The 18,947-nt window shown below is 69.3% G+C and carries 17 protein-coding genes; 7 read left to right on the top strand and 10 right to left on the bottom strand.

Annotated features, from left to right (window positions below):
- Positions 1–203: 203 nt before the first annotated feature.
- From MYL53_RS08615 to MYL53_RS08600, 4 genes are all read left to right on the top strand, one after another.
- Positions 204–716 (top strand): hypothetical protein, encoded by a 513-nt coding sequence (locus tag MYL53_RS08615; RefSeq protein ID WP_247853261.1) that lies wholly within the window; start codon positions 204–206, stop codon positions 714–716.
- Entirely contained in the window at positions 685–1,905 is a 1,221-nt protein-coding gene (locus tag MYL53_RS08610) for a hypothetical protein (RefSeq protein ID WP_345740364.1), read from the top strand. Before MYL53_RS08615 ends, MYL53_RS08610 begins: the two co-directional genes overlap by 32 nt.
- Positions 1,906–1,923: 18 nt before the next feature.
- Positions 1,924–4,749 carry a bifunctional diguanylate cyclase/phosphodiesterase gene (locus MYL53_RS08605; RefSeq protein WP_247853260.1) on the top strand — a complete coding sequence of 942 codons (2,826 nt, stop codon included), beginning with the start codon at positions 1,924–1,926 and terminating at the stop codon, positions 4,747–4,749.
- An 83-nt stretch (positions 4,750–4,832) separates the two neighbouring features.
- Positions 4,833–5,609: a PEP-CTERM/exosortase system-associated acyltransferase gene (locus MYL53_RS08600; RefSeq protein WP_247853259.1), complete on the top strand. Its 777-nt coding sequence runs from the start codon at positions 4,833–4,835 to the stop codon at positions 5,607–5,609.
- Here MYL53_RS08600 and MYL53_RS08595 read toward each other — a convergent pair.
- The 3 genes from MYL53_RS08595 to MYL53_RS08585 form a co-directional block, all read right to left on the bottom strand.
- A complete protein-coding gene (locus MYL53_RS08595) occupies positions 5,531–6,664 on the bottom strand; it encodes a DUF3541 domain-containing protein (RefSeq protein ID WP_247853257.1) in 1,134 nt (377 codons plus the stop codon). The genes MYL53_RS08600 and MYL53_RS08595 overlap by 79 nt on opposite strands.
- On the bottom strand, positions 6,661–7,407 hold the full coding sequence (locus MYL53_RS08590) for a trimeric intracellular cation channel family protein (protein ID WP_247853256.1): 747 nt from the start codon (positions 7,405–7,407) through the stop codon (positions 6,661–6,663). Before MYL53_RS08590 ends, MYL53_RS08595 begins: the two co-directional genes overlap by 4 nt.
- A gap of 94 nt (positions 7,408–7,501) precedes the next feature.
- Entirely contained in the window at positions 7,502–8,422 is a 921-nt protein-coding gene (locus MYL53_RS08585; protein ID WP_247853255.1) for a DUF808 domain-containing protein, read from the bottom strand.
- 127 nt (positions 8,423–8,549) lie between these two features.
- On the opposite strand from MYL53_RS08585, the gene acuR reads away from it, so the two are divergent.
- Together acuR and acuI are read left to right on the top strand one after the other, a co-directional pair.
- Positions 8,550–9,179: an acrylate utilization transcriptional regulator AcuR gene (gene acuR, locus MYL53_RS08580; protein WP_247853254.1), complete on the top strand. Its 630-nt coding sequence runs from the start codon at positions 8,550–8,552 to the stop codon at positions 9,177–9,179.
- 113 nt (positions 9,180–9,292) lie between these two features.
- Positions 9,293–10,279 (top strand): acrylyl-CoA reductase (NADPH), encoded by a 987-nt coding sequence (gene acuI / locus MYL53_RS08575; RefSeq protein ID WP_247853253.1) that lies wholly within the window; start codon positions 9,293–9,295, stop codon positions 10,277–10,279.
- 93 nt (positions 10,280–10,372) lie between these two features.
- Here acuI and astB read toward each other — a convergent pair whose 3' ends face one another.
- Genes astB through MYL53_RS08550 form a run of 5 tightly spaced genes read right to left on the bottom strand, consistent with a single transcriptional unit; the run spans position 10,373 to position 16,575 of the window.
- Positions 10,373–11,710, bottom strand: a complete 1,338-nt coding sequence (gene astB / locus MYL53_RS08570) for an N-succinylarginine dihydrolase (protein WP_247853252.1) — start codon at positions 11,708–11,710, stop codon at positions 10,373–10,375.
- A gap of 14 nt (positions 11,711–11,724) precedes the next feature.
- Entirely contained in the window at positions 11,725–13,194 is a 1,470-nt protein-coding gene (gene astD / locus MYL53_RS08565) for a succinylglutamate-semialdehyde dehydrogenase (RefSeq protein ID WP_247853251.1), read from the bottom strand.
- Positions 13,194–14,240 carry an arginine N-succinyltransferase gene (astA, locus tag MYL53_RS08560; protein WP_247853250.1) on the bottom strand — a complete coding sequence of 349 codons (1,047 nt, stop codon included), beginning with the start codon at positions 14,238–14,240 and terminating at the stop codon, positions 13,194–13,196. Before astA ends, astD begins: the two co-directional genes overlap by 1 nt.
- On the bottom strand, positions 14,240–15,310 hold the full coding sequence (locus MYL53_RS08555) for an arginine N-succinyltransferase (protein WP_247853248.1): 1,071 nt from the start codon (positions 15,308–15,310) through the stop codon (positions 14,240–14,242). Before MYL53_RS08555 ends, astA begins: the two co-directional genes overlap by 1 nt.
- 50 nt (positions 15,311–15,360) lie before the next feature.
- Positions 15,361–16,575, bottom strand: a complete 1,215-nt coding sequence (locus MYL53_RS08550; protein WP_247853246.1) for an aspartate aminotransferase family protein — start codon at positions 16,573–16,575, stop codon at positions 15,361–15,363.
- Positions 16,576–16,765: 190 nt separating this feature from the next.
- Here MYL53_RS08550 and MYL53_RS08545 point away from each other — a divergent pair, with 190 nt between their 5' ends.
- Positions 16,766–17,386, top strand: coding sequence for a class I SAM-dependent methyltransferase (locus MYL53_RS08545; RefSeq protein ID WP_247853244.1), 621 nt, complete (start codon positions 16,766–16,768; stop codon positions 17,384–17,386).
- Between the two features lie 14 nt (positions 17,387–17,400).
- Here MYL53_RS08545 and MYL53_RS08540 read toward each other — a convergent pair whose 3' ends face one another.
- A complete protein-coding gene (locus MYL53_RS08540) occupies positions 17,401–18,375 on the bottom strand; it encodes a GlxA family transcriptional regulator (protein ID WP_247853242.1) in 975 nt (324 codons plus the stop codon).
- Positions 18,362–18,919: an isochorismatase family protein gene (locus MYL53_RS08535; protein WP_247853240.1), complete on the bottom strand. Its 558-nt coding sequence runs from the start codon at positions 18,917–18,919 to the stop codon at positions 18,362–18,364. The genes MYL53_RS08540 and MYL53_RS08535 overlap by 14 nt, the downstream gene beginning before the upstream one ends.
- Positions 18,920–18,947 lie beyond the last annotated feature (28 nt).

The raw sequence follows: 18,947 nt of genomic DNA, 5'->3' as shown, positions 1-18,947 counted from the left end.
TCTTTTCGTCATGCACTGAATAAAGGTAAGCTGTGCCCAAACGTTCAGCGGCAACACGCCCAGACCGGGGCGCTTCGAGAACACGATAACGACAAGATCCGACGAGTCGACAGGGAGATAGCACCATCGCCCCGATCCTTCATGCCCTCGGCGCCAGGTTTACCCTGCGGCCGCTCCCGGCACTGCCGGAGGGCCGGGGGAGCATGCCGGGCCTCGGCGCGCCCGCGGGGCGCTCCCCCGAGCCCGGCATCGCGCGGGAAAAGCCGCGCAGGCATCGGCGGCTGCTGCAGGCCCTCGGCCTCGCACTGCTGATCGGCTTTCCCTCCTGGGGGGCGGCGCAACAGGACGAGGACGACGCCTCGGTACTGCTGGTCGCCAATCCCAGCGTCACGATCCATCGCCTGACCCGCGACACCACCCGGGCACTGTTCGCCATGCGCCAGCGCACCTGGCCGGATGGCCAGGCCGCCCGCATCTTCGTGTTGCCCAATCGACACCCCGTGCATGCTCGCTTCGTCAAGCAGCGGCTGTCGGTCTACCCCCATCAGCTGCAGCTGGCCTGGGACCGTGCCGTCTTCTCGGGCACCGGGCAGGCGCCGGAACGGGTCGACAGCCAGGACGAAATGCTCGAACGCATCGCCGACACCCCAGGCGCACTGGGCTATCTGGAAAGGGAGTACCTGGATGACCGCGTCCAAGTCATCAGCATCGAATAAGCCACGCCTCGCCCTGGGCCTAGGGGCGGCGCTGATGGTCAGCGTCGCCCCGGCCCAGGCCGAGGAGGACGAGGTGCTGGACACCCTGCAGCTGCATGGCTTCCTCAGCCAGGCCCTGGTGATCACCGACGACAACGACTTCTTCGGCCCCAGCAGCGATGGCGGCGGCAGCCTGAAGTTCACCGAGCTCGGGGCCAACGTCTCGCTGCGCCCCCACGAGGACGTGCTGATCGCGGCCCAGGTGCTCAGCCGGCGCGCCGGCGGCGACAGCAGCGACGCCAGGCCGAAGCTGGACTACGGCCTGATCGACTATCAGCTGCAGTCCAACCAGCAGCGCACCATCGGCGTGCAGCTGGGGCGCTTCAAGAATCCCTTCGGCTTCTACAACCAGACCCGGGACGTGGCCTTCACCCGCCCCGGCATCCTGCTGCCACAGTCGATCTACTTCGATCGCACGCGATCGCTGGCGCTGTCGGGGGACGGGGTATCGACCTATCTCGAAGAACGTCTCCCACAGGGAACGCTGCGCGCCCAGGTCGGGGTCGGACGCGTTCAGGCCGGCGACGATCTGCGCGAGACCCTGCGTCTGGATCGCGTCGACGGCGATCTCGATCCAGACAACTCCGCGATTGCCCAGCTGCGCTACGAATATGATGGCGGCCGCATCGTCACAGCCCTAAGCCATGCCTATGCCAAGGCACACTTCGACTCCCAGCAGGACGGCCTCAGCGACGGCGACTTCTTCTTCCGCCCCTGGGTACTGTCAATGCAGTACAACGCCGAGCTGTGGAGCCTGACCGCCGAGTACGCGCTGCGGCGATCCGGACTGAAAGGCTTCAACGATCCTCGCTTCAACTTCGACGTCACCGGCGAGAGCTGGTATCTGCAGTACCAGCGTCGCTTCCTCGACGACTGGCAGTGGCTGGTGCGCTACGACAGCCTGACCGCCAATCGCGACGACCCCACGGGCGACGACTATGCTGCCAGCGGTGCAGGCCCCGACCATTCTCAGTTCGCTCGCGACTGGACCTTCGGCCTGCAATGGACACCGACGCCGCGAGTGATGCTTGCCGGCGAGTACCACTATATCGACGGCACCGGCTGGCTGCCGGTTCAGGACAACCCCGATCCGTCGGAGACCGATCGTTACTGGAACATGCTGCTGTTCCAGGTAGCGTTCCGTTTCTAGGCCCGCGCCGAGTTCCCGATGCCCCTGCCCCCGCTGTTTCGCCAACGCCGATCGCTGAGCCTGACCTGGCGCGTCATCACGCTCAGCAGCCTGCTGCTGCTGGTGCTGGTCTCGCTGTTCACCTGGCTGGGTCATACCACCCTGAGCCGCCAGTTTCAGGAAGGCCGCCTTCAGCAACATGCCCTGCAGAAGCGCGAGGTGCGCCTGGCCCTGCAGCGCTCCGCCGAGGGCCTGCGCCAGCTCGCCGGCCTGGCCGCGGCCTCGCCGGGGCTCGGCGCGGCGCTGGAGACGGGCGATCGCGAGAGCGTCCACGCCTCGCTCGCCTCCCAGTGGCCGACCCTGCAGCTGGATGCGGGCGTCGACGCGGTGCAGATCTTCGATGCGCAAGGCGAGACGATGGCGACCTGGGGAGGCGGCCAGACGCGCCCCTGGCCGATCCGGCAATGGGTCACTCGGGTGCTGACCACCGAGATGCCGCTGACGACCCTGCGTTGCACGACGAGCTGCCGTCAGTACGCCACCGTGCCGGTCCTGATCGAAGGCGAGAGCGTCGGCCTGGTCATCCTGTCACGCTCGCTGGCCGACGTGATTCTCCAGATCAAGTCGGTCGCGGAGAGCGAGGTAGCGCTGCTGGTGACCGCGTCATCGGCAAACGAGCCCGCCGCGCCGGAACGTCGCCTGCCCGCCTGGGACGGCAACCTGCTGGCCCTGACCCAGCAGGAGCCCGGCCTTTCTCTGCTCCGCCAGGCCTCTGCGCGCGTCTCGCTGGACTCGCTGGCCAGTGGCCCCCTGCAGCTGCCGCACGGGGACCGCCTGGAGGAGCTGACGGCGGTTCCGGTCGAGAGCGGCCGCGGGAGCGATAGTGCCGGCTACTTCCTGCTGATCTCTGACATCACCGCCCAGGTGCAGGCCATCAGCCATGATACCCGCACACTGCTCGGCGCCGGCGTCGCCGGCTGGCTCGCCGCCGAATTCCTGCTGCTGATCATCCTGCTCGGCCCCATGGCGCGGCTGCGCCGCGTGGCCGGCGTGCTGCCGACCCTGGCCCGCGGCGGCTTCGCCGAGGTCCGACGCATCATCCCCACCACGCCGAGGCGCTGGCCCGACGAAATCGATGTGCTGGAGGGCACCACCGTCGATCTTTCCCGCCAGCTGGAGCGGCTCGAGAGCGAGGTCCAGGCCCGCGGCGAACAGCTCGCCGAGCGGGTCGACGAGCTGGCCAGGGAGCGAGACTTCGTCAGCGGCCTGCTCGACACCGCCCGGGTGTTCATCATCGCCCAGGACGCCGCGGAACGTATCAGTCTGGTCAATGCCCACGCCCTGGCACTCCTCCAGGTCGACGAGGCGGCGCTGATCGGCCGCCGCTTCGACGACATCTTTTCCCGACGCGGGCACTCACCGATCGCCGAGTCCAGCCGCGCCGAGGAAGAGGAGCGCACCCTGATCACCGTCGACGGCCAGGTGCATACCATCGTCTGGTATCACGCGCCCTTGGGCGGCAGCGCCCAAAGCGGGCCGGAGCGCCTCTCGGTGGGCATCGACATCACCGAGCGCAAGGCCGCGGAGGGTCGCCTGACCTGGCTGGCCGAACGCGACCCGCTGACCGAGCTCTACAACCGCCGCCATTTCCAGGAGAGCGTGAAGGCCGCCCTGAAGCGCGGCGAGCGGGGGGCGCTGCTGCTGCTCGATCTGGATCAGTTCAAGGAGGTCAACGAGCTGAGCGGCCATCACGCCGGCGACAAGCTGCTGCGCGAGGTCGCCGACGTGCTGCAGTTCCATCTCGGCCATCGCGCCGGCATTGCGCGGCTGGGGGGCGACGAGTTCGCGCTGCTGCTGGAGGGCGCCGATGCCGACCAGGCCATCGGCGTGGCGCAGCAGTGCAACCAGCTGCTCGAGGGCATGCATTTCCGGGCCGGCGGCCGACGCCACCGCGCCATCGCCAGCATCGGCATCGTCCAGTATCCCACCCACGGCGACACCCCCGCCGACCTGCTCGCGAGCGCCGATGTGGCCATGTACAAGGCCAAGGAACACGGCCATCAGCGCTGGCATCTGCTCTCCAGCCTGGAGAGCGCCAAGAGCGAGCTGAAGGAGCGGGTCTACTGGGTCGAACGCCTGCGCAAGGCCCTGGCGGAGGACGACTTCGTGCTGATGGCGCAGCCCATCATGCGCCTCGCCGATCGCGACGTGAAACACTACGAGGTGCTGATCCGCATGCGCGAGGAGGACGGCAGCCTGGTCTCGCCCGCCCACTTCATCCCGGTCGCCGAGCGCAGCGGCATGATCGCCCAGCTGGATCGCTGGGTGCTGCGCCACAGCCTGAAGACCCTTAAGCGCCTCCAGGAGCGCGGCATCAGCCTGGCCGTCAACCTCTCCGGCCAGTCGCTGCACGACAAGGGGCTCGAGCAGTTTCTCGCCGAGGAGCTGGCCAGCAGCGGCGCCGATCCGCATCATCTGATTCTCGAGGTCACCGAGACCGCGGCGGTCACCGACTTTTCCACGGCCCGCGGCGTGCTACAGTCGATGCGGGACCTGGGCTGTCGCACCGCGCTGGACGACTTCGGCGTCGGCTTCAGCAGCTTCCACTATCTCGGGCAGCTGCCGGTGGACTACATCAAGATCGACGGCTCCTTCATCCGCCATCTGACCGACAACCCCGACAGCCGCGTCATCGTCCGAGCCATCGCCGACCTGGCCGCCGGCTTCGGCAAGCAGGCCATTGCAGAGTTCGTCGACCAGGAAGCCCTGATTCCCCTGCTTTGCGAATATGGCATCGCCTATGGACAGGGCTATCATCTCGGTCGGCCACAGCCACTGGACGTTCTCTTCACACCCGGGACATGATCCGGGGCAAGCCGTGCACCACGACACAGGGATTCTCAGCCATGTCCTCGACCACCGCGAAGGAGACGCATCGACGGTCTCGGATGTCTCCCCAGCTCTTCGAACGCTTCCGCGAGACGTTCGACTTCCGACTAGCCGTCGATGACGAGACGCGACGCCGCATTTTCCGGCTTCGTCACGATGTCTACTGCGAGGAGCTGGGCTTCGAGGACCCGGCAGACCCGCTGCACCACCTGGAGTTCGATGCCCACGACGAGCGCGCCATCCTGTGCCTGATCGAGCATCGCGATACCGGTCTCGCGGCGGGCTGCATGCGACTGGTGCTGCCGGAAAAGAGTGACAGCAGCGGGATTCAACGCCTTCCGCTCGAGGACTACGCCAGCGACAGCCTGGATCACCCGACGATTCATCCGCAGCGCTTCGCTCACGATGCAGTTTGCGAGGTGTCGCGGCTGGCGATCTCGCCGCTGTTTCGCCGACGCTCGACGCAGGAGGAGATTGAAGGCCTGCTGCACGCTCATCAGGCCTTCACGCCCCGGCAGCGCGAGACCTTTCCGCTGATCGTGATCGGCCTTTTCTTGACCACTTATGCTCTGGTCGGTCTCAACGGCCTTCGGCACGTCTTCGCCATGATGGAACCGCGGCTGCCGCGGCTGCTGTCGATGTCGGGCTTCCTGTTCACCCCGGTCGGCCGACTGATCGACTTCCATGGCAGCCGCAGCGCCTTCTATATCGACCAGCGACAGGCCGAGCAGGAAATGCATGCCGATCTGATGCCGCTCTACCTGGATATCAAGCGCACGCTGGCGGCGCAGATGTCCGGCTCGACGTCACGACAGGCGACCGACTCCCTTTCCTGACGGATCGTCGACAGGATCGGCCCCGGGTAGAGCCGCTCGGGCCAGTCCAGCAGCATGATCGCCAGCACGTTGCGGTGCTCGCCGCGCTCGAGGTCGGTGCCGCCCGACTCCGAGGGCACCATCCCGGCCACCGGATCGAAGGCGTCGACCAATGCCTCGCGCAGGCGCGTCACGGCGGGCGCCGCTTCCCTGCCGGCCAGCAGGAAGCTGATGCCCACCTCGGTGTAGATATCTTCCTTGGTGTCGGCCAGGATCCGCCCCAGCGCGCCGGAGAAGCCGTCCAGCACCCAGCCGAACTCGTCTGCCGAGACCGGATGCTGGTAGTAGTCGCTGGCGGCGATCACGAAGTGAGTCATGCCGTAGATCTTGTTGCGGAAGAGCGCCTGACTCAGCGTCGCGTTCCGCGATGGCGGGAAGCGCTGCCGGAAGGCGGCGATGGCCTCGCCGCGCAGGTCCGCCACGCCGAGGTCGTGCAGGTAGTAGACCAGATTGGCGACCTGGGCGGCGTAGACGTCGAGCACCTCAGGGTCGGTCACGAAGGCCAGGAAGTCGACGCCCGACAGATAGTCCAGCGCCCGCCGATAGCCGGGAAGGTCCCGCTCGTTGAGCAGGCCGTGGTAGTGGGCCTGGGTCAGATCGAAGGCCAGCCCCTTGGCGAAATGGATCTCGCCCCAGTCGGCGAGCATGCGCTTGCGACGGCGCTGCTTGGCGGTGCGCACGGAATAGCCCTCGACACCCTCGCGGCTGCGACGCGCCGCGTAGCCGGGCTCGTCCAGCCGGGCGATCTCCTCGCGCAGCGAGGCCACCAGCCGCTCGCCATAGTCGCGATTGAGCGGCAGCCAGCGCGCCTCGCCGGTGATGCGGTAAAGCCGCTGGGCATAGTGGCGCTGCTTGCCCGCCGACAGGCTCGGCAGGGAACGCTCGTAGGTGGCGCGAATCTCGGCCGCCACCGCCTCGTCGTCGAGCGCCGGGGTGGCGGGTTCGAGGGCGCAGCCGGCCAGCAGCAGCGCCAGCCCCCAGCCGACCAGCCAGCGCCATGGCGCGTGACGATTCATGATGACCTCCTGCGGCGACGCGACCGCTCCGGGGGAATCAGCTTGACGCGCGCCTTGGGGCGCCGCGGCGGCCCGGGCGGTGACGCGGCGTCATTCGTCTCGCCAGGCGGCGGAGCGGGCGGTGGTATCGTCACCCAGGCGAAGACCGGCAGCGCCAGCCCCCAGTGGATGGCCGACAGCCGCAGCCCCAGGGTCGTCACCAGCGATGCCGCCACGCTCAGCGGCAGCGGTGCGCCGAGCGCCTCGAGAACGACCAGCACCACGCCACCGGCAATGGCCGCGGTGGCATAGATTTCCTGCCGCAGCACCATGGGCACGCGACGCGCCAGCACGTCGCGCATCATGCCGCCGGCCACCCCGGTCAAGAGCCCCATCAGTACCGCCACCACGCCGGGCGCCTCCAGGCTCAGGGCCTTGTGGGTGCCGATCACGGTGAACAGTGCCAGGCCGAAGGCATCGGCCACCGGCAGGAAGATCCGCGACAGGCGGTGGATATAGTGGAAGCCGAGGATCGACAGGCCCACCGTGGCCAGGATCACCCACAGGTAGGCGGGGTCACCGACCCAGAACACCGGACGCACGCCGAGCACCAGGTCACGCAGGGTGCCGCCGCCGATGCCGGTCATCGCGGCCAGCACCAGCATGCCGAAGGGGTCCATGCGCGAGCGGCAGGCGAGAATCACCCCGGAGAGCGCGAAGACGATCACCCCCGCCATGTCCAGCCAGTAGACCCATTGCGCCACCTTGCACCTCCCTTGCCCGTTCGCCACCAGCATAGCAGCGGCCTGCGGTCTCCCATCCGATGAGCACGGCGCCCGACGCTCTCCGCCGGACGCCTCAGGCCCCGCGCAGGCGCTGGAACAGCGTCACCGCGCCGAGCACCACGGCGCCGACCACCAGTCCTATGCCGAGGTTGATGAGCATCGGGCCGAGGCCGTGGACCACGGCCTCGAGGCTCGGCACGGCCAGATCCGCCTCGGCCACGTCCCGGGTCAGATGATGCAGCACGGGCACGCCGTGAGAGAGGATACCGCCGCCGACCAGGAACATGGCCGCAGTGCCGACCACCGACAGCAGCTTCATCAGCTTGGGCGCGGCGGCGACCAGGCCGCGCCCCAGCCCCGCCAGAGCGCCCTCGCGGCGACTGAGGTAGAGCCCCAGATCGTCCAGCTTGACGATGCCGGCCACCAGGCCGTAGACGCCCACGGTCATCAAGAGCCCGATGCCGATCAGCACCAGCACCTGCTGGCCGAGGGCAACGCCGGTCACCGTGCCCAGGGTGATGACGATGATCTCGGCGGAGAGGATGAAGTCGGTGCGAATCGCGCCCTTGATGCGCTTGCGCTCGAACTCGCGCATGTCGACGCCCTGGTCGGCCAGGGCCTTCACGCGCTCGGCGTGCTCGGTCTCGTCGTCCTTGCCGTGCAGGAACTTGTGCGCCAGCTTCTCGGCGCCCTCATAGCACAGATAGGTGCCGCCCAGCATCAGCAGCACCGTGACCAGCACCGGCACGAAGGCGCTGATCAAGAGCGCGGCGGGAATCAGGATCGCCTTGTTGCGCAGCGAGCCCTTGGCCACCGCCCACACCACCGGCAGCTCCCGGTCGGCCTTCACCCCGGTGACCTGCTGGGCGTTCAACGCCAGGTCGTCGCTGAGCATGCCGGCGGTCTTCTTGGCCGCCACCTTGGTCATCAGCGAGACGTCATCGAGCAGCGTGGCGATGTCGTCGATCAGGGTCAGCAGACTGCTTGCGGCCACGTCGGCCTCCTTGCGCGTGGAATGGATGCGTTGCATCAGCATACGCCGTCAGAACACGGGACGACCGGCGGCCTGATGGATTTTTTTCGATTTGCATTTTCATAGACGACCGGTCTAAATTTTGCGCATGAACACCACGACGACCAAACGCCGCGGCCGTCCGCCCAGGACCCCGCGCGACAACCCCGACACCCGAGACGCCCTGATCCGCTGCGGCGTGGAGATTCTCACCGAACAGGGGTTCGTCTCCACCGGCATCGACGGCGTGCTCAAGCAGGTCGGCGTGCCCAAGGGCTCCTTCTACCACTACTTCGACAGCAAGGAAGCCTTCGGCGAGGCGGTAATGGATCGCTACGCCGCCTACTTCGCCGGCAAGCTCGACCGCTGGCTGCTCGATCCCGAGGTACCGCCGCTCGAGCGGATCGGCCGCTTCATAGACGACGCCAGGATGGGCATGGCGCGTCACGATTATCGACGCGGCTGCCTGGTGGGCAACCTGTGTCAGGAGATCACCATTCTGCCCGCCCGTTACCGCGAGCGCCTGACGGCGATCCTGGAGGACTGGGAGCGGCGCCTGGCACGCTGCCTGCGGCTCGCCGTGGAGGACGGCGACCTCGCGCCGGACGCCGACTGCGAGCGCCTGGCCGCGCTGTTCTGGATCGGCTGGGAAGGCGCCGTCCAGCGCGCGCGCATCGTTCAGGACGACACCCCGCTGACGCTCTTCGGCGAGGAGTATCTGGCCCGACTGCCGAGATAAGGTTCCATGCCCGCCGCCTCGGCGGGCCCCACAGCCGTCGCTCAGCCGACGCCTGGTTCGCATCGGGCTTTTTCAGGCCCATTGATAGACGACCGGTCTAAAAAGGAGATCCCATGTTCAATGCCATCCTGGTGAGCCAGACCGAAGACCAGAGGAACACCGCGGCCCTCACCCGACTCGAGACGAGCGACCTTCCCCAGGGCGACGTCCGGGTGCGGGTCGAGTGGAGCACGCTCAACTACAAGGATGCCCTCGGCATCACCGGCCAAGGCCCGGTGATCCGGCGCTTCCCGCTGGTGCCAGGCATCGACCTGGCCGGCGTGGTGGAACACAGCGAACATGACGACTGGCGCCCGGGCGACCGGGTGCTGGTCAACGGCTGGGGGATAGGCGAGGGCCATTGGGGCGGCCTGGCACAGCGGGCTCGGGTGCGGGCCGAGTGGCTGACGCGCCTGCCCGACGATCTGAGCCCTCGACAGGCGATGTCGATCGGCACCGCGGGCTATACGGCCATGCTGAGCCTCATCGCCCTGGAGCGTCACGGCCTCACCCCGGCCCACGGCGACGTGCTGGTCACCGGCGCCAGCGGGGGCGTGGGCAGCGTCGCCGTGATGCTGCTGGCACGGCGCGGCTATCGTGTCATCGCCGCCACCGGCCGCCCCGAGGAGGCGGACTACCTGAAGGCCCTCGGCGCCGCGGAGATCCTGCCCCGCGATGAGCTGTCGTCTCCCGGCAAGCCGCTCGGCAAGGCGCGCTGGGCCGCGGTCATCGATTCCGTAGGCAGCCACACCCTGGCCAACGCCTGCGCCCAGACCCAGGAAGACGGCTGGGTCGCGGCCTGCGGCCTGGCCCAGGGCATGGACTTCCCGGCCACCGTGGCACCCTTCATCCTGCGCGGCGTGACCCTGCTCGGCATCAACAGCGTCACCCGCCCGGCGGCGGAGCGCGACGAGGCCTGGCGCCGCCTGGCCGAGGAGATCGACCGCGACAGGCTCGAGCAGATGACACGGGAGATCGGCCTCTCGGAAGCGATCGACGCGGCCGATGAACTGCTGGCCGGCAAGGTGCGCGGCCGGCTGGTGGTCGACGTCAACCGCTGACGCCCGGCAGGGCGCAGAACGAGATCCGCCCCCGCCGATCGGCGGGGCCGGAGACGCCTCGGCGGCAGGGCCGCACGAGGCAGCGCCGATGGCTCAGCGCTGGAAGGGGTAGACGCTGCCCAGCTGGAGGATGCCGGTGAGCTCGTCCAGAGCGGCGAGGGTCTCGCTGGCGAGCGCCGGGTCGGCCAGATCGGCCGGGGCCAGGCGGTCGCGGTAGTGGCGCTTCACCCAGGCGGTCAGCTCGCCGTGCAGGGCGTCGTCGAGCAGCACCCGGCCGGAGAGCGCGGCGCGCTCGGCCTCGGAGAGCGCCACCCGCAGCCGCAGGCAGGCGGGGCCGCCGCCATTGCGCATCGACTGCTTGACGTCCTTCACCACCACCTCGGCGATGGGGTTGTGGCCCGCCAGCAGGTGATCCTGCAGGCAGCGCCATACCGCCTCGCGCTCCTGGCACTCGCCGGGCACCACCAGGGTCATGGTGCCGTCCGCATTCGTGAGCAGCTGAGAGTTGAACAGGTACGAGGCCACGGCGTCGTCCAGGCTCACCGCCTCCACCGGCACCCGCACCGGAATCAGCGGCGAGGCCACGCGTTCGCGCAGCGCGTCCAGGGTGCCCTGCTCGTCGCGGAAGGCGTACTCGTGGTAGAGCAGCACCGGGCCGTTGCCCACCGCGATGACGTCGTTGTGGAAGACGCCGGCGTCGATGGCCTCGGGATGCTGCTGGGCGAACACCGTCTGGGCATCGCCGAGGCCGTGCTGGCGGGCCACCGCCTGACTGGCCTCCAGCGTCTGGCGGGCCGGATAGCGCCGCGGCGCGATGCCGTCGCCGCCGAACGCCTGGCGGCCATAGACGTAGAGGTGCACGCCCGGCTCCCCGTGGTCGCCGGCCAGCCGGGTGTGGTTGGCCGCGCCCTCGTCGGAGAAGGCCGGCGTCGCCGGCAGCACCGGATGGTGGGCGAAGCGGGCCTCGTCGGCGAAGATCGACGCCAGCACCCGGCCGGTGGTGGCCGGCTCCAGGTAGCGGTGGAAGCTCGACTGCAGGTTGGCCGGGGTGAAGTGCACCCGTCCGTCCGGCGCGTCGACGCTCGGCGTCACCGTGGCGGCGTTGGCGGTCCACATGCTGGAGGCCGAGCACACCGCGCGCAGCACCTGAGGCGCCTCGTCGGCGGCCCGGGCCAGCACCTCGGCATCGCTGCCGGCGAAGCCGAGATCGCGCAGCGCGCCCAGGTCCGGGCGCTGCTGGGGCGGCAGCACGCCCTGGGCGTAGCCGGCGTCCATCAGCGACTTCATCTTCTCGAGGCCCTGCAGCGCGGCCTCGCGGGGATTGGCCACCAGCCCCTCGTGGCTCATCGAGGCCACGTTGCCGTGGGCCAGGCCCGAGTAGTTGTGGGTCGGGCCCACCAGGCCGTCGAAGTTGACCTCGCGAACGCTCATGTCGGGTTCCCGGCTCACAGCGTCACCCCCGGCGGCAGCTTGTCGGGCAGGCTCAGCGCCTCGCTTTCCATAGAGGCTACCGGATAGGCGCAGTAGTCGGCCGCGTAATAGGCACTGGGGCGATGGTTGCCGCTATCGCCCACGCCGCCGAAGGGCGCGTCGCCGGAGGCGCCGGTGGTCTGGCGGTTCCAGTTGACGATGCCGGCGCGGATGCGCAGCAGGAAGTCGTCCCAGTCCTCGCGCTCGCCGCCGATCAGCCCGGCGGAGAGGCCGTAGCGGGTGTCGTTGGCCAGTGCCATCGCCTCGTCCCAGTCGCGGTAGCGATGGACCTTGAGCAGCGGGCCGAAGTGCTCCTCGTCGGGCACCTCCAGGCCGGTGACGTCGATCAGCGCCGGCGACAGCAGGCTGGTGTTCTCTTCCAGGCGCTGCATGCGCGCGAGCACGCTGCCGCCGCGGGCCTCGAGGTCGTCCTGGGCCGCCAGCAGGCCATCGGCGGCGGCCACGCTGACAAGGCCGCCGTAGAACGGCGCCTGCTCGCTGAACTGGCCGGCCACGTGGAGCCGCGAGATGGCATCAGACAGGGCGTCCAGCAGGTGATCGCCCACCTGCCCTTCCGGCACGATCAGCCGGCGCGCACAGGTACAGCGCTGGCCGCCGGACAGAAACGCCGACTGCAGGATGGTCAGCACGGCGGCGTCCTGGTCGGGCACGTCCTTGATCACCAGCGGGTTGTTGCCGCCGAGCTCGAGGGCCAGGATCTTGTCCATCTGGCCGGCGAACTGCCGATGCAGCAGGCCGCCGACCTTGGCGCTGCCGGTGAACAGCAGGCCGTCGATGCCGGTGTGGGAGGACAGCGCCTGGCCCACCGGGGCCGCGCCCTGCACCAGATTGATCACGCCCTCGGGCAGGCCGGCCTCGCGCCAGCACTGCAGCGTCAGGTCGGCGGTCAGCGGGGTCTGCTCGCTGGGCTTGAAGACCACGGTGTTGCCGGCCAGCAGCGCCGGCACCATGTGGCCGTTGGGCAGGTGGCCGGGGAAGTTGTAGGGGCCGAACACCGCCATCACGCCGTGGGGCCGGTGGCGCAGCACCGCCCGGGCCTCGCCCAGGTCGCGCTCGCGCTCGCCGGTGCGCTCCTGGTAGGCACGGATCGAGATCGCCACCTTGCCGATCATCGCGCCGACCTCGGTGCGCGCCTCCCACAGCGGCTTGCCGGTCTCACCGGCGATCGCCGTGGCCAGGTCCTCGCGGTGGCTCTCGAGCACCTCGCGGAAGCGCTCGACCAGCGCCTGGCGCGCCTCGAACGTCTGCCGCGCCCAGGCCGGGAAGGCGGCGCGGGCGGTCTCGACGGCGGCGCCCACCTGGGCCTCGGAGGCGGCGTGGCCCCGCCACAGCGTCTCGCCCGAGACCGGGTCCTGCTTGGCGAAGCCCTCGGCCTCGCCGTCCTGCCACTCACCGCCGATCAGCAGCTGTCGCGTCGCCTTCATCATGCCTCCTCGTCGCTATCCAGAATGCGCAGGGTGTCGCCGGCGCCGACCTCGAGGCGTGCCGCTTCGGCCTCGCTCAGCGTCACCACGCCGTCGTCATCGGGCCCGCGGCCCAGCCAGGCCGCGCGGAACCCGGCCATGGACGTGGTCGCGGCCAGCCAGCGCGGCCGCTCGGCCTGTTCGAGCTCGCCGGCCTTGATCTCCACGCGGCAGGTCCGCGACAGGCGCACCCCGCGCACGTCGTCGATATAGGCCTCCACGGTGGGGCCACCATCGAAGATGTCGATGAACCCTTCCCAGCGCAGGCCCTGCTTCTTGAGCATCGCCAGCGCCGGGCGGGTGTGCTCGTGGACCTCGCCGATGCAGGCCCGGGCCTCCTCGGAGAGGAAGGGGGTGTAGATCGGGAACTTGGGCATCAGCTCGCCGATAAAGCTCTTTTGGCCTAATCCAGTGAGTCTGTCCGCTTCATTGAAGTCCATGGGGAAGAAGTTGCTGCCCAGGCACTCCCAGAACGGGCTCTTGCCCTCGGCGTCGAACTTGCCGCGCATCTCGGCCAGCACCTTGTCGGGGAAGCTGTCGCGGAACTCGGCCATGAACAGCCAGCGCACCATCGACAGCAGCGCACCGTTGCGCTCGAGGCGATGCTCGCCACCGCGATACTCGGGACGCAGGAACAGCGAGGCCACTTCGGCGTCGCCGGTGTGGTCCGAGCTCAGGAACAGGGTGTCGATAGTGCGGTGCAGGTCGAGCTGCACCGAGGAGTGCGCCAGGGTGCCCAGCCGATAGTGGTAGAACGGCACCTCGCGGCCCACCTGGCCCTCGATGGCGCAGCAGCCGGCCAGCTTGCCGCTGGCCTCGTCCTCGAGCACGAAGAAGTAGAGCCGCTGGTCCACCGGCGTCTGCTGGGCGAAGGCGCTGACCGCGGTGTCGATCTTGGCGGCCAGGAAGTCGCGGTTGTCGGGCAGCGAGGTGAAGCCCACCCCAGTCTCCCGGGCCACCGCCTGCAGCTCGTCCAGATCGGACGGGGCGATCGGTCGAATGCGCATCACAGCTCTCCCTCGTCGTAGCCCGGGTCGTGGGCGTCGCCCGACAGCGCCAGCGGCGCGGCCAGCACGGCGCGCCCCTCCTCCACGCCGAGCCGTTCGGCGTGCTCCGGCGACAGCATCAGCTGGCCGGTGGGCGACAGCGCATAGCGTGCCACCACGCAGCGGAAGTCGCCGAGGCGCTGATTGGCGACCATCGCCGGCTCGGCGTCCGGCAGCGAGTGCGCCGGACGAATGCGCACCGGGTGCCAGGCGGCGCGGCGAAAGCTCTCGAGCCGTTCGCGCTCGGCCTTGATCACCGGACCGGCGTCGAAGATGTCGACGTGGCGCGAACGCAGGAAGCCCTCGCCCAGCATCTCCTCCAGCGCCGCCTCATGGTCCGGGTGTTCGCGACCGATGGCGGCCCGCGCCTGAGGCGTGAGCAGCGCCAGGTAGAGCGGGAACTGCGGCATCACCTCGGCGATGAAGCTCTTCGAACGCACCCCGGCCACGTAGTTGATGTCCTGGTAGTCGCGCTGGAAGAAGTGGCGCCCCACGCTGTTCCAGAACGGCGACTGCTGGTCGTCGTCCAGGAAGCCGGGGAAGGCCATGGCCAGGATCTCGGCGAAGCGCTCCGGGTACTGGGCGATGAACATCAGCCGCGCCCGGCGCAACAGGCTCTCGGCGCTGGTGCCGCGATAGCGCGGGTCCAGCGAATAGGCGCACAGCAGGCTGGCCTCGGAGACCTCGTGGGACAGCGACAGGGTCGGCACCTCGCGGCGCACGTCGAGCTGCTGCGAGGCGTGAATCAGGGTTTCCTGGCGATAGGTGTAGTAGGCTTCCCGGGCGCCGGCCTGGGCGCGCACGGTGGCGGTGCCCACCACCTCGCCGCGCTCCAGGTCCTCGAGCACGAAGGTGTAGTGCTCGTCGCCGGGGAACTCCACCTCGGCCTCGAAGGCCCGCTGGGAGCGCGCGATGCGCTCCTCGAGGCGGTCCCGATGGGCCGGCAGGTTGGTCAGGCGCGGCGTGGCGTTGCCCGCCAGCCGCTCCAGGGCCGGCAGATCCGCCGGCCGGGTGGGACGTACGACCAGCATGGCTTGGCCTCCCGAGGATGATTCCGACGTTTCCATGGCGTGGCCGCGGCTCACTCGGACGCCACCAGGCGGGCGATGGCCCGCTCCAGGCGCGCCATGCCCTCGGCGATGTCGGCCTCGGGGATCACCAGCGACGGCGCCATGCGCAGCACGTTGGGACCGGCCACCAGCGCCATCAGGCCCTCCTCGATGGCCAGCGGCAGGATGTCCTTGGCGCGACCCTCGTAGGCGTCGCTCATCTCGGCGCCGATCAGCAGGCCCATGCCGCGAATGTCCTTGAACACGCCGTGCTGGCGGTTGATGGTCTCGAGATGCTCGCGGAACAGCTCGTGGCGGCGCTTCACGCCTTCGAGCACCTCGGGGGTGTCGATATGCTCCACGGCGGCCAGGGCCACGGCAGAGGCCAGGGCGTTGCCGCCGTAGGTGGAGCCGTGGGTGCCGATGGCCATGGCCGGGGCGATGCGATCGGTGGTCAGCATGGCGCCCACCGGGAAGCCGCCGCCCAGCGACTTGGCGCTGGTCAGGATGTCCGGGGTCACGCCGTACTCCATGTAGGCGTAGAGGGAACCGGTACGGCCGACGCCGGTCTGCACCTCGTCGAAGATCAGCAGCGCGTCATGCTCGTCGCACAGCGCGCGCAGGCCCTTCAGGAACTCGGGCTTGGCGGGCAGGATGCCGCCCTCACCCTGCATCGGCTCGACCATCACCGCGCAGGTGTCGTCGCCCATCAGCTCGCGTACCGCCTCGAGGTCGTTGAACTCGGTGTGGACGATGCCGCCCGGCACCGGACCGAAGCCCTGGGAGTACTTGGGCTGGCCACCGACGCTGACGGTGAAGAAGGTGCGACCGTGGAACGACTGGCGGAAGGAGATGATCTTGTCCTTCTGCTCGCCGTGGGTGTTGTAGGCCCAGCGACGCGCCAGCTTCAGCGCCGCCTCGTTGGCCTCGCCGCCGGAAGAGCAGAGGTAGACCTTGTCGGCGAAGGTGCGTTCGACCAGCGAGCGCGCCAGCTCGAGCGCCGGCTCGTTGGTGTAGACGTTGGAGAGGTGCCACAGCCTGTCGGCCTGGTCCTTGAGCGCATTCACCAGCACCGGATGGCAGTGGCCCAGCGAGTTCACCGCGATACCGCCGGCGAAGTCGATGTACTCACGGCCCTCCTGATCCCACAGTCGGCTGCCCTCGCCGCGCACCGGAATGGCCTTCTGCGGCGAGTAGTTGGGCACCATGTACTGGTCGAAATCACTGCGGGTCGGGGTGTGGGTCATGTCGTTCTCCGTTGTCTCGAGTCGAACTCGTTCAGGATGAATCGGGGATCATTCGAGTATAGGGAGCCCCCTGCCGAGGGTCTTTCAGCAATGGGACGGCGATTTGTGAAAAAGGCAGGAACGCCGCACCGGCACGATCGGCTAAGGTAGGAAGCGTCAACGAGACGGCGACTGCGAGGAGAAACGCGGCATGTTCAACACCACCGGCTGGAACCGGCTGCGCTACGACGCCTACGCTCCGATCTACGACGCCGTGGCCGAGCGCGCCTTCCGCCGCGCCCGGCAGGCGGCGCTCAAGCAGGTGCACTGGCGCCCCGGCCTGCGCGTGCTGCTGGTGGGCGCCGGCACCGGCCTCGACCTGCCCTGGCTGCCGCGGGACATCGAGCTGCACGCCACCGACCTCAGTCCGGCCATGGTGCGGCGCCTCGGGCGGCGCGCCGAGGTGCTGCATCGCGACGTCGAGGCCGAGGTGATGGATGCCGAGGCGCTCACTTTCCCCGACGGCCACTTCGACGTGGTGGTGATGCACCTGATCCTGGCGGTGATGCCCGACCCGGCTCGCGGCCTCGCCGAGGCCCATCGCGTAATGGCCGACGACGGCCAGCTGTGCGTGATGGACAAGTTCCAGGCCGATGCGCGCCCGGCCGGGCTCGGCCGCCGGGCGCTGAACCTTCTCACCACGGCCATCGCCACCGATATCACCCGCCAGGCGCGGCCGCTGCTGGAAGACGCCGGCTTCGTCATCGAGGCCGACCGGCCGGTGATGATGGGCTCCTTGTTCCGCGCCCTGCTGGCGCGCAAGGGCGCCTGACAATATTCCCGAGCTCAGCCCGACGCCGCGAGCCGTCGCCGCCACGCCTGGGGCGAGCCCGCCTCGAGGCGCTTCCAGGCGCGGCGCAGCTGGCGGTCGTCGCCCAGCCCGACCTCCTCGGCGATACGCGCCAGGGTCCAGGGCGTCTCCTCCATCAGCTGTCGCGCCAGCTGAAGGCGTAGCCGCGTCAGGTAATCGCCGGGCGACATCCCCGCCACGGCGACGAAGCGGCGACGCAGCTGGCGTTCGCTCAGCGCCGCGGCGTCCGCCATTTCCCCCAGAGTCCAGCGCGCCTTGAGGCCGGCACAGAGCGCATCCTGCAGGCGATGGATGCGCTCGTCGACGTGATTGCGTCCCGCGAGCCAGCCGGCCAGCTGGGGCTCGTGGCCGCTGCGGCGCAGGTAGAGCACCATCTCTCGGGCCACGGCCAGCGCCAGGCGATGCCCGAGCCGCCGGGTCAGCCAGTGCAGCATGGTGTCGATGCCGGTGGAGATGCCGGCGCTGGTCAGGCAGGGCCCGTCCTCGATGAAGATGCAGTCGCCCTGCACCCGGGCCGCGGGTGCCAGCGTCCTGAGCCGCTCCAGCAGGGTATGATGGGTGGTGCAGCGCCGCCCGTTCAGCAGCCCCGCCTCGGCCATCAGCAGCGAGCCCGAGCAGATGCCCATCAGGGTCGTGGCCTGCCCGGCCTGGCGGCGCAGCCACTCGACGCAGCCCGGCTGAAGGTCGGGGTCGATGCCGCAGCGGTACTGTCCGGGCACCAGCAGCATATCCAGCGGTTCGAGCGCCTCCGGCAACGGCTCGATGCCGCCGAGGGTCAGCGGCCCCAGCCAGTCCAGCGTCGCCCGAGGCCCGAAATAGCGGATCGCGATGCCGTCCTGCTGCTTCTGGGCGGCGTGCAGCACCTGCAGCGGCCCGACCAGGTCCAGCGGCACCTGGCCGGGGAGCATCAGCACCCCGACCGTCAGGCGTGCGCCCTCAGGCGACGGCACCGCACCACTCCTCTCGCAGGGTCGCCACGTCGGCGATGCGCGCGAAGCGCCCCTCCAGCACCAGCTCGGTGCGCGCGCGGATCTCCTCGGCGCTCCAGATACGCCCGAGGCGGGTCATGGGGAAGGTCAGGGTCGCCTCGCCGACGAAGTCCACCGCGAACCCCAAATCGGACGCGACCCGCGCGGTGGTCTCGCAGCACTGCTCGGTGCGGATGCCGCTGATCACGAGCCGCGCGATGCCTCTCTCGCGCAGCCAGGCCTCGAGGCCGGTGTCGGTGAAGGCGTTGTGGGCGCGCTTGTGGAAGGTCGCCGCGGCGGCATCCTCGAAGCCATCGAGCGGACGGATCAGGCCATGCTCGGGATCGAAGGGCGTGCCGCTGTTCGGCGCTTCGTGGTAGATGCGCACCAGCGGAATGCCGGCCTCGGCGGCGAGGTCCAGCAGTTCGCGCTGGCGCTCGCGCCAGGGGCCGGCCAGGGTCTCGTCCCAGTAATCACGGGCGGGGAAGGAAGCCTGGACGTCGATCAGCAGCAGGGCGGTGGTCATGGGTCGAGTCTCTCATGCGATGTGGAGA

This window comes from Halomonas getboli (genome assembly GCF_023094245.1).
Classification (GTDB): Bacteria; Pseudomonadota; Gammaproteobacteria; order Pseudomonadales; family Halomonadaceae; genus Halomonas; species Halomonas getboli.
Note: the sequence above shows the minus strand (reverse complement) of the source record. Positions and strands in the feature narration are given on the sequence as shown.

What these genes read in the sequence shown, in the direction of transcription:
- MYL53_RS08615 (WP_247853261.1), top strand. Translation starts at nt 204, where the DNA reads ATGCCGGGCCTCGGCGCGCCCGCGGGGCGCTCCCCCGAGCCCGGCATC.
- MYL53_RS08610 (WP_345740364.1), top strand. Translation starts at nt 685, where the DNA reads ATGACCGCGTCCAAGTCATCAGCATCGAATAAGCCACGCCTCGCCCTG.
- MYL53_RS08605 (WP_247853260.1), top strand. Translation starts at nt 1,924, where the DNA reads ATGCCCCTGCCCCCGCTGTTTCGCCAACGCCGATCGCTGAGCCTGACC.
- MYL53_RS08600 (WP_247853259.1), top strand. Translation starts at nt 4,833, where the DNA reads ATGTCTCCCCAGCTCTTCGAACGCTTCCGCGAGACGTTCGACTTCCGA.
- MYL53_RS08595 (WP_247853257.1), bottom strand. Translation starts at nt 6,664, where the DNA reads ATGAATCGTCACGCGCCATGGCGCTGGCTGGTCGGCTGGGGGCTGGCG.
- acuR (WP_247853254.1), top strand. Translation starts at nt 8,550, where the DNA reads ATGAACACCACGACGACCAAACGCCGCGGCCGTCCGCCCAGGACCCCG.
- acuI (WP_247853253.1), top strand. Translation starts at nt 9,293, where the DNA reads ATGTTCAATGCCATCCTGGTGAGCCAGACCGAAGACCAGAGGAACACC.
- astB (WP_247853252.1), bottom strand. Translation starts at nt 11,710, where the DNA reads ATGAGCGTTCGCGAGGTCAACTTCGACGGCCTGGTGGGCCCGACCCAC.
- astD (WP_247853251.1), bottom strand. Translation starts at nt 13,194, where the DNA reads ATGAAGGCGACGCGACAGCTGCTGATCGGCGGTGAGTGGCAGGACGGC.
- astA (WP_247853250.1), bottom strand. Translation starts at nt 14,240, where the DNA reads ATGCGCATTCGACCGATCGCCCCGTCCGATCTGGACGAGCTGCAGGCG.
- MYL53_RS08555 (WP_247853248.1), bottom strand. Translation starts at nt 15,310, where the DNA reads ATGCTGGTCGTACGTCCCACCCGGCCGGCGGATCTGCCGGCCCTGGAG.
- MYL53_RS08550 (WP_247853246.1), bottom strand. Translation starts at nt 16,575, where the DNA reads ATGACCCACACCCCGACCCGCAGTGATTTCGACCAGTACATGGTGCCC.
- MYL53_RS08545 (WP_247853244.1), top strand. Translation starts at nt 16,766, where the DNA reads ATGTTCAACACCACCGGCTGGAACCGGCTGCGCTACGACGCCTACGCT.
- MYL53_RS08535 (WP_247853240.1), bottom strand. Translation starts at nt 18,919, where the DNA reads ATGACCACCGCCCTGCTGCTGATCGACGTCCAGGCTTCCTTCCCCGCC.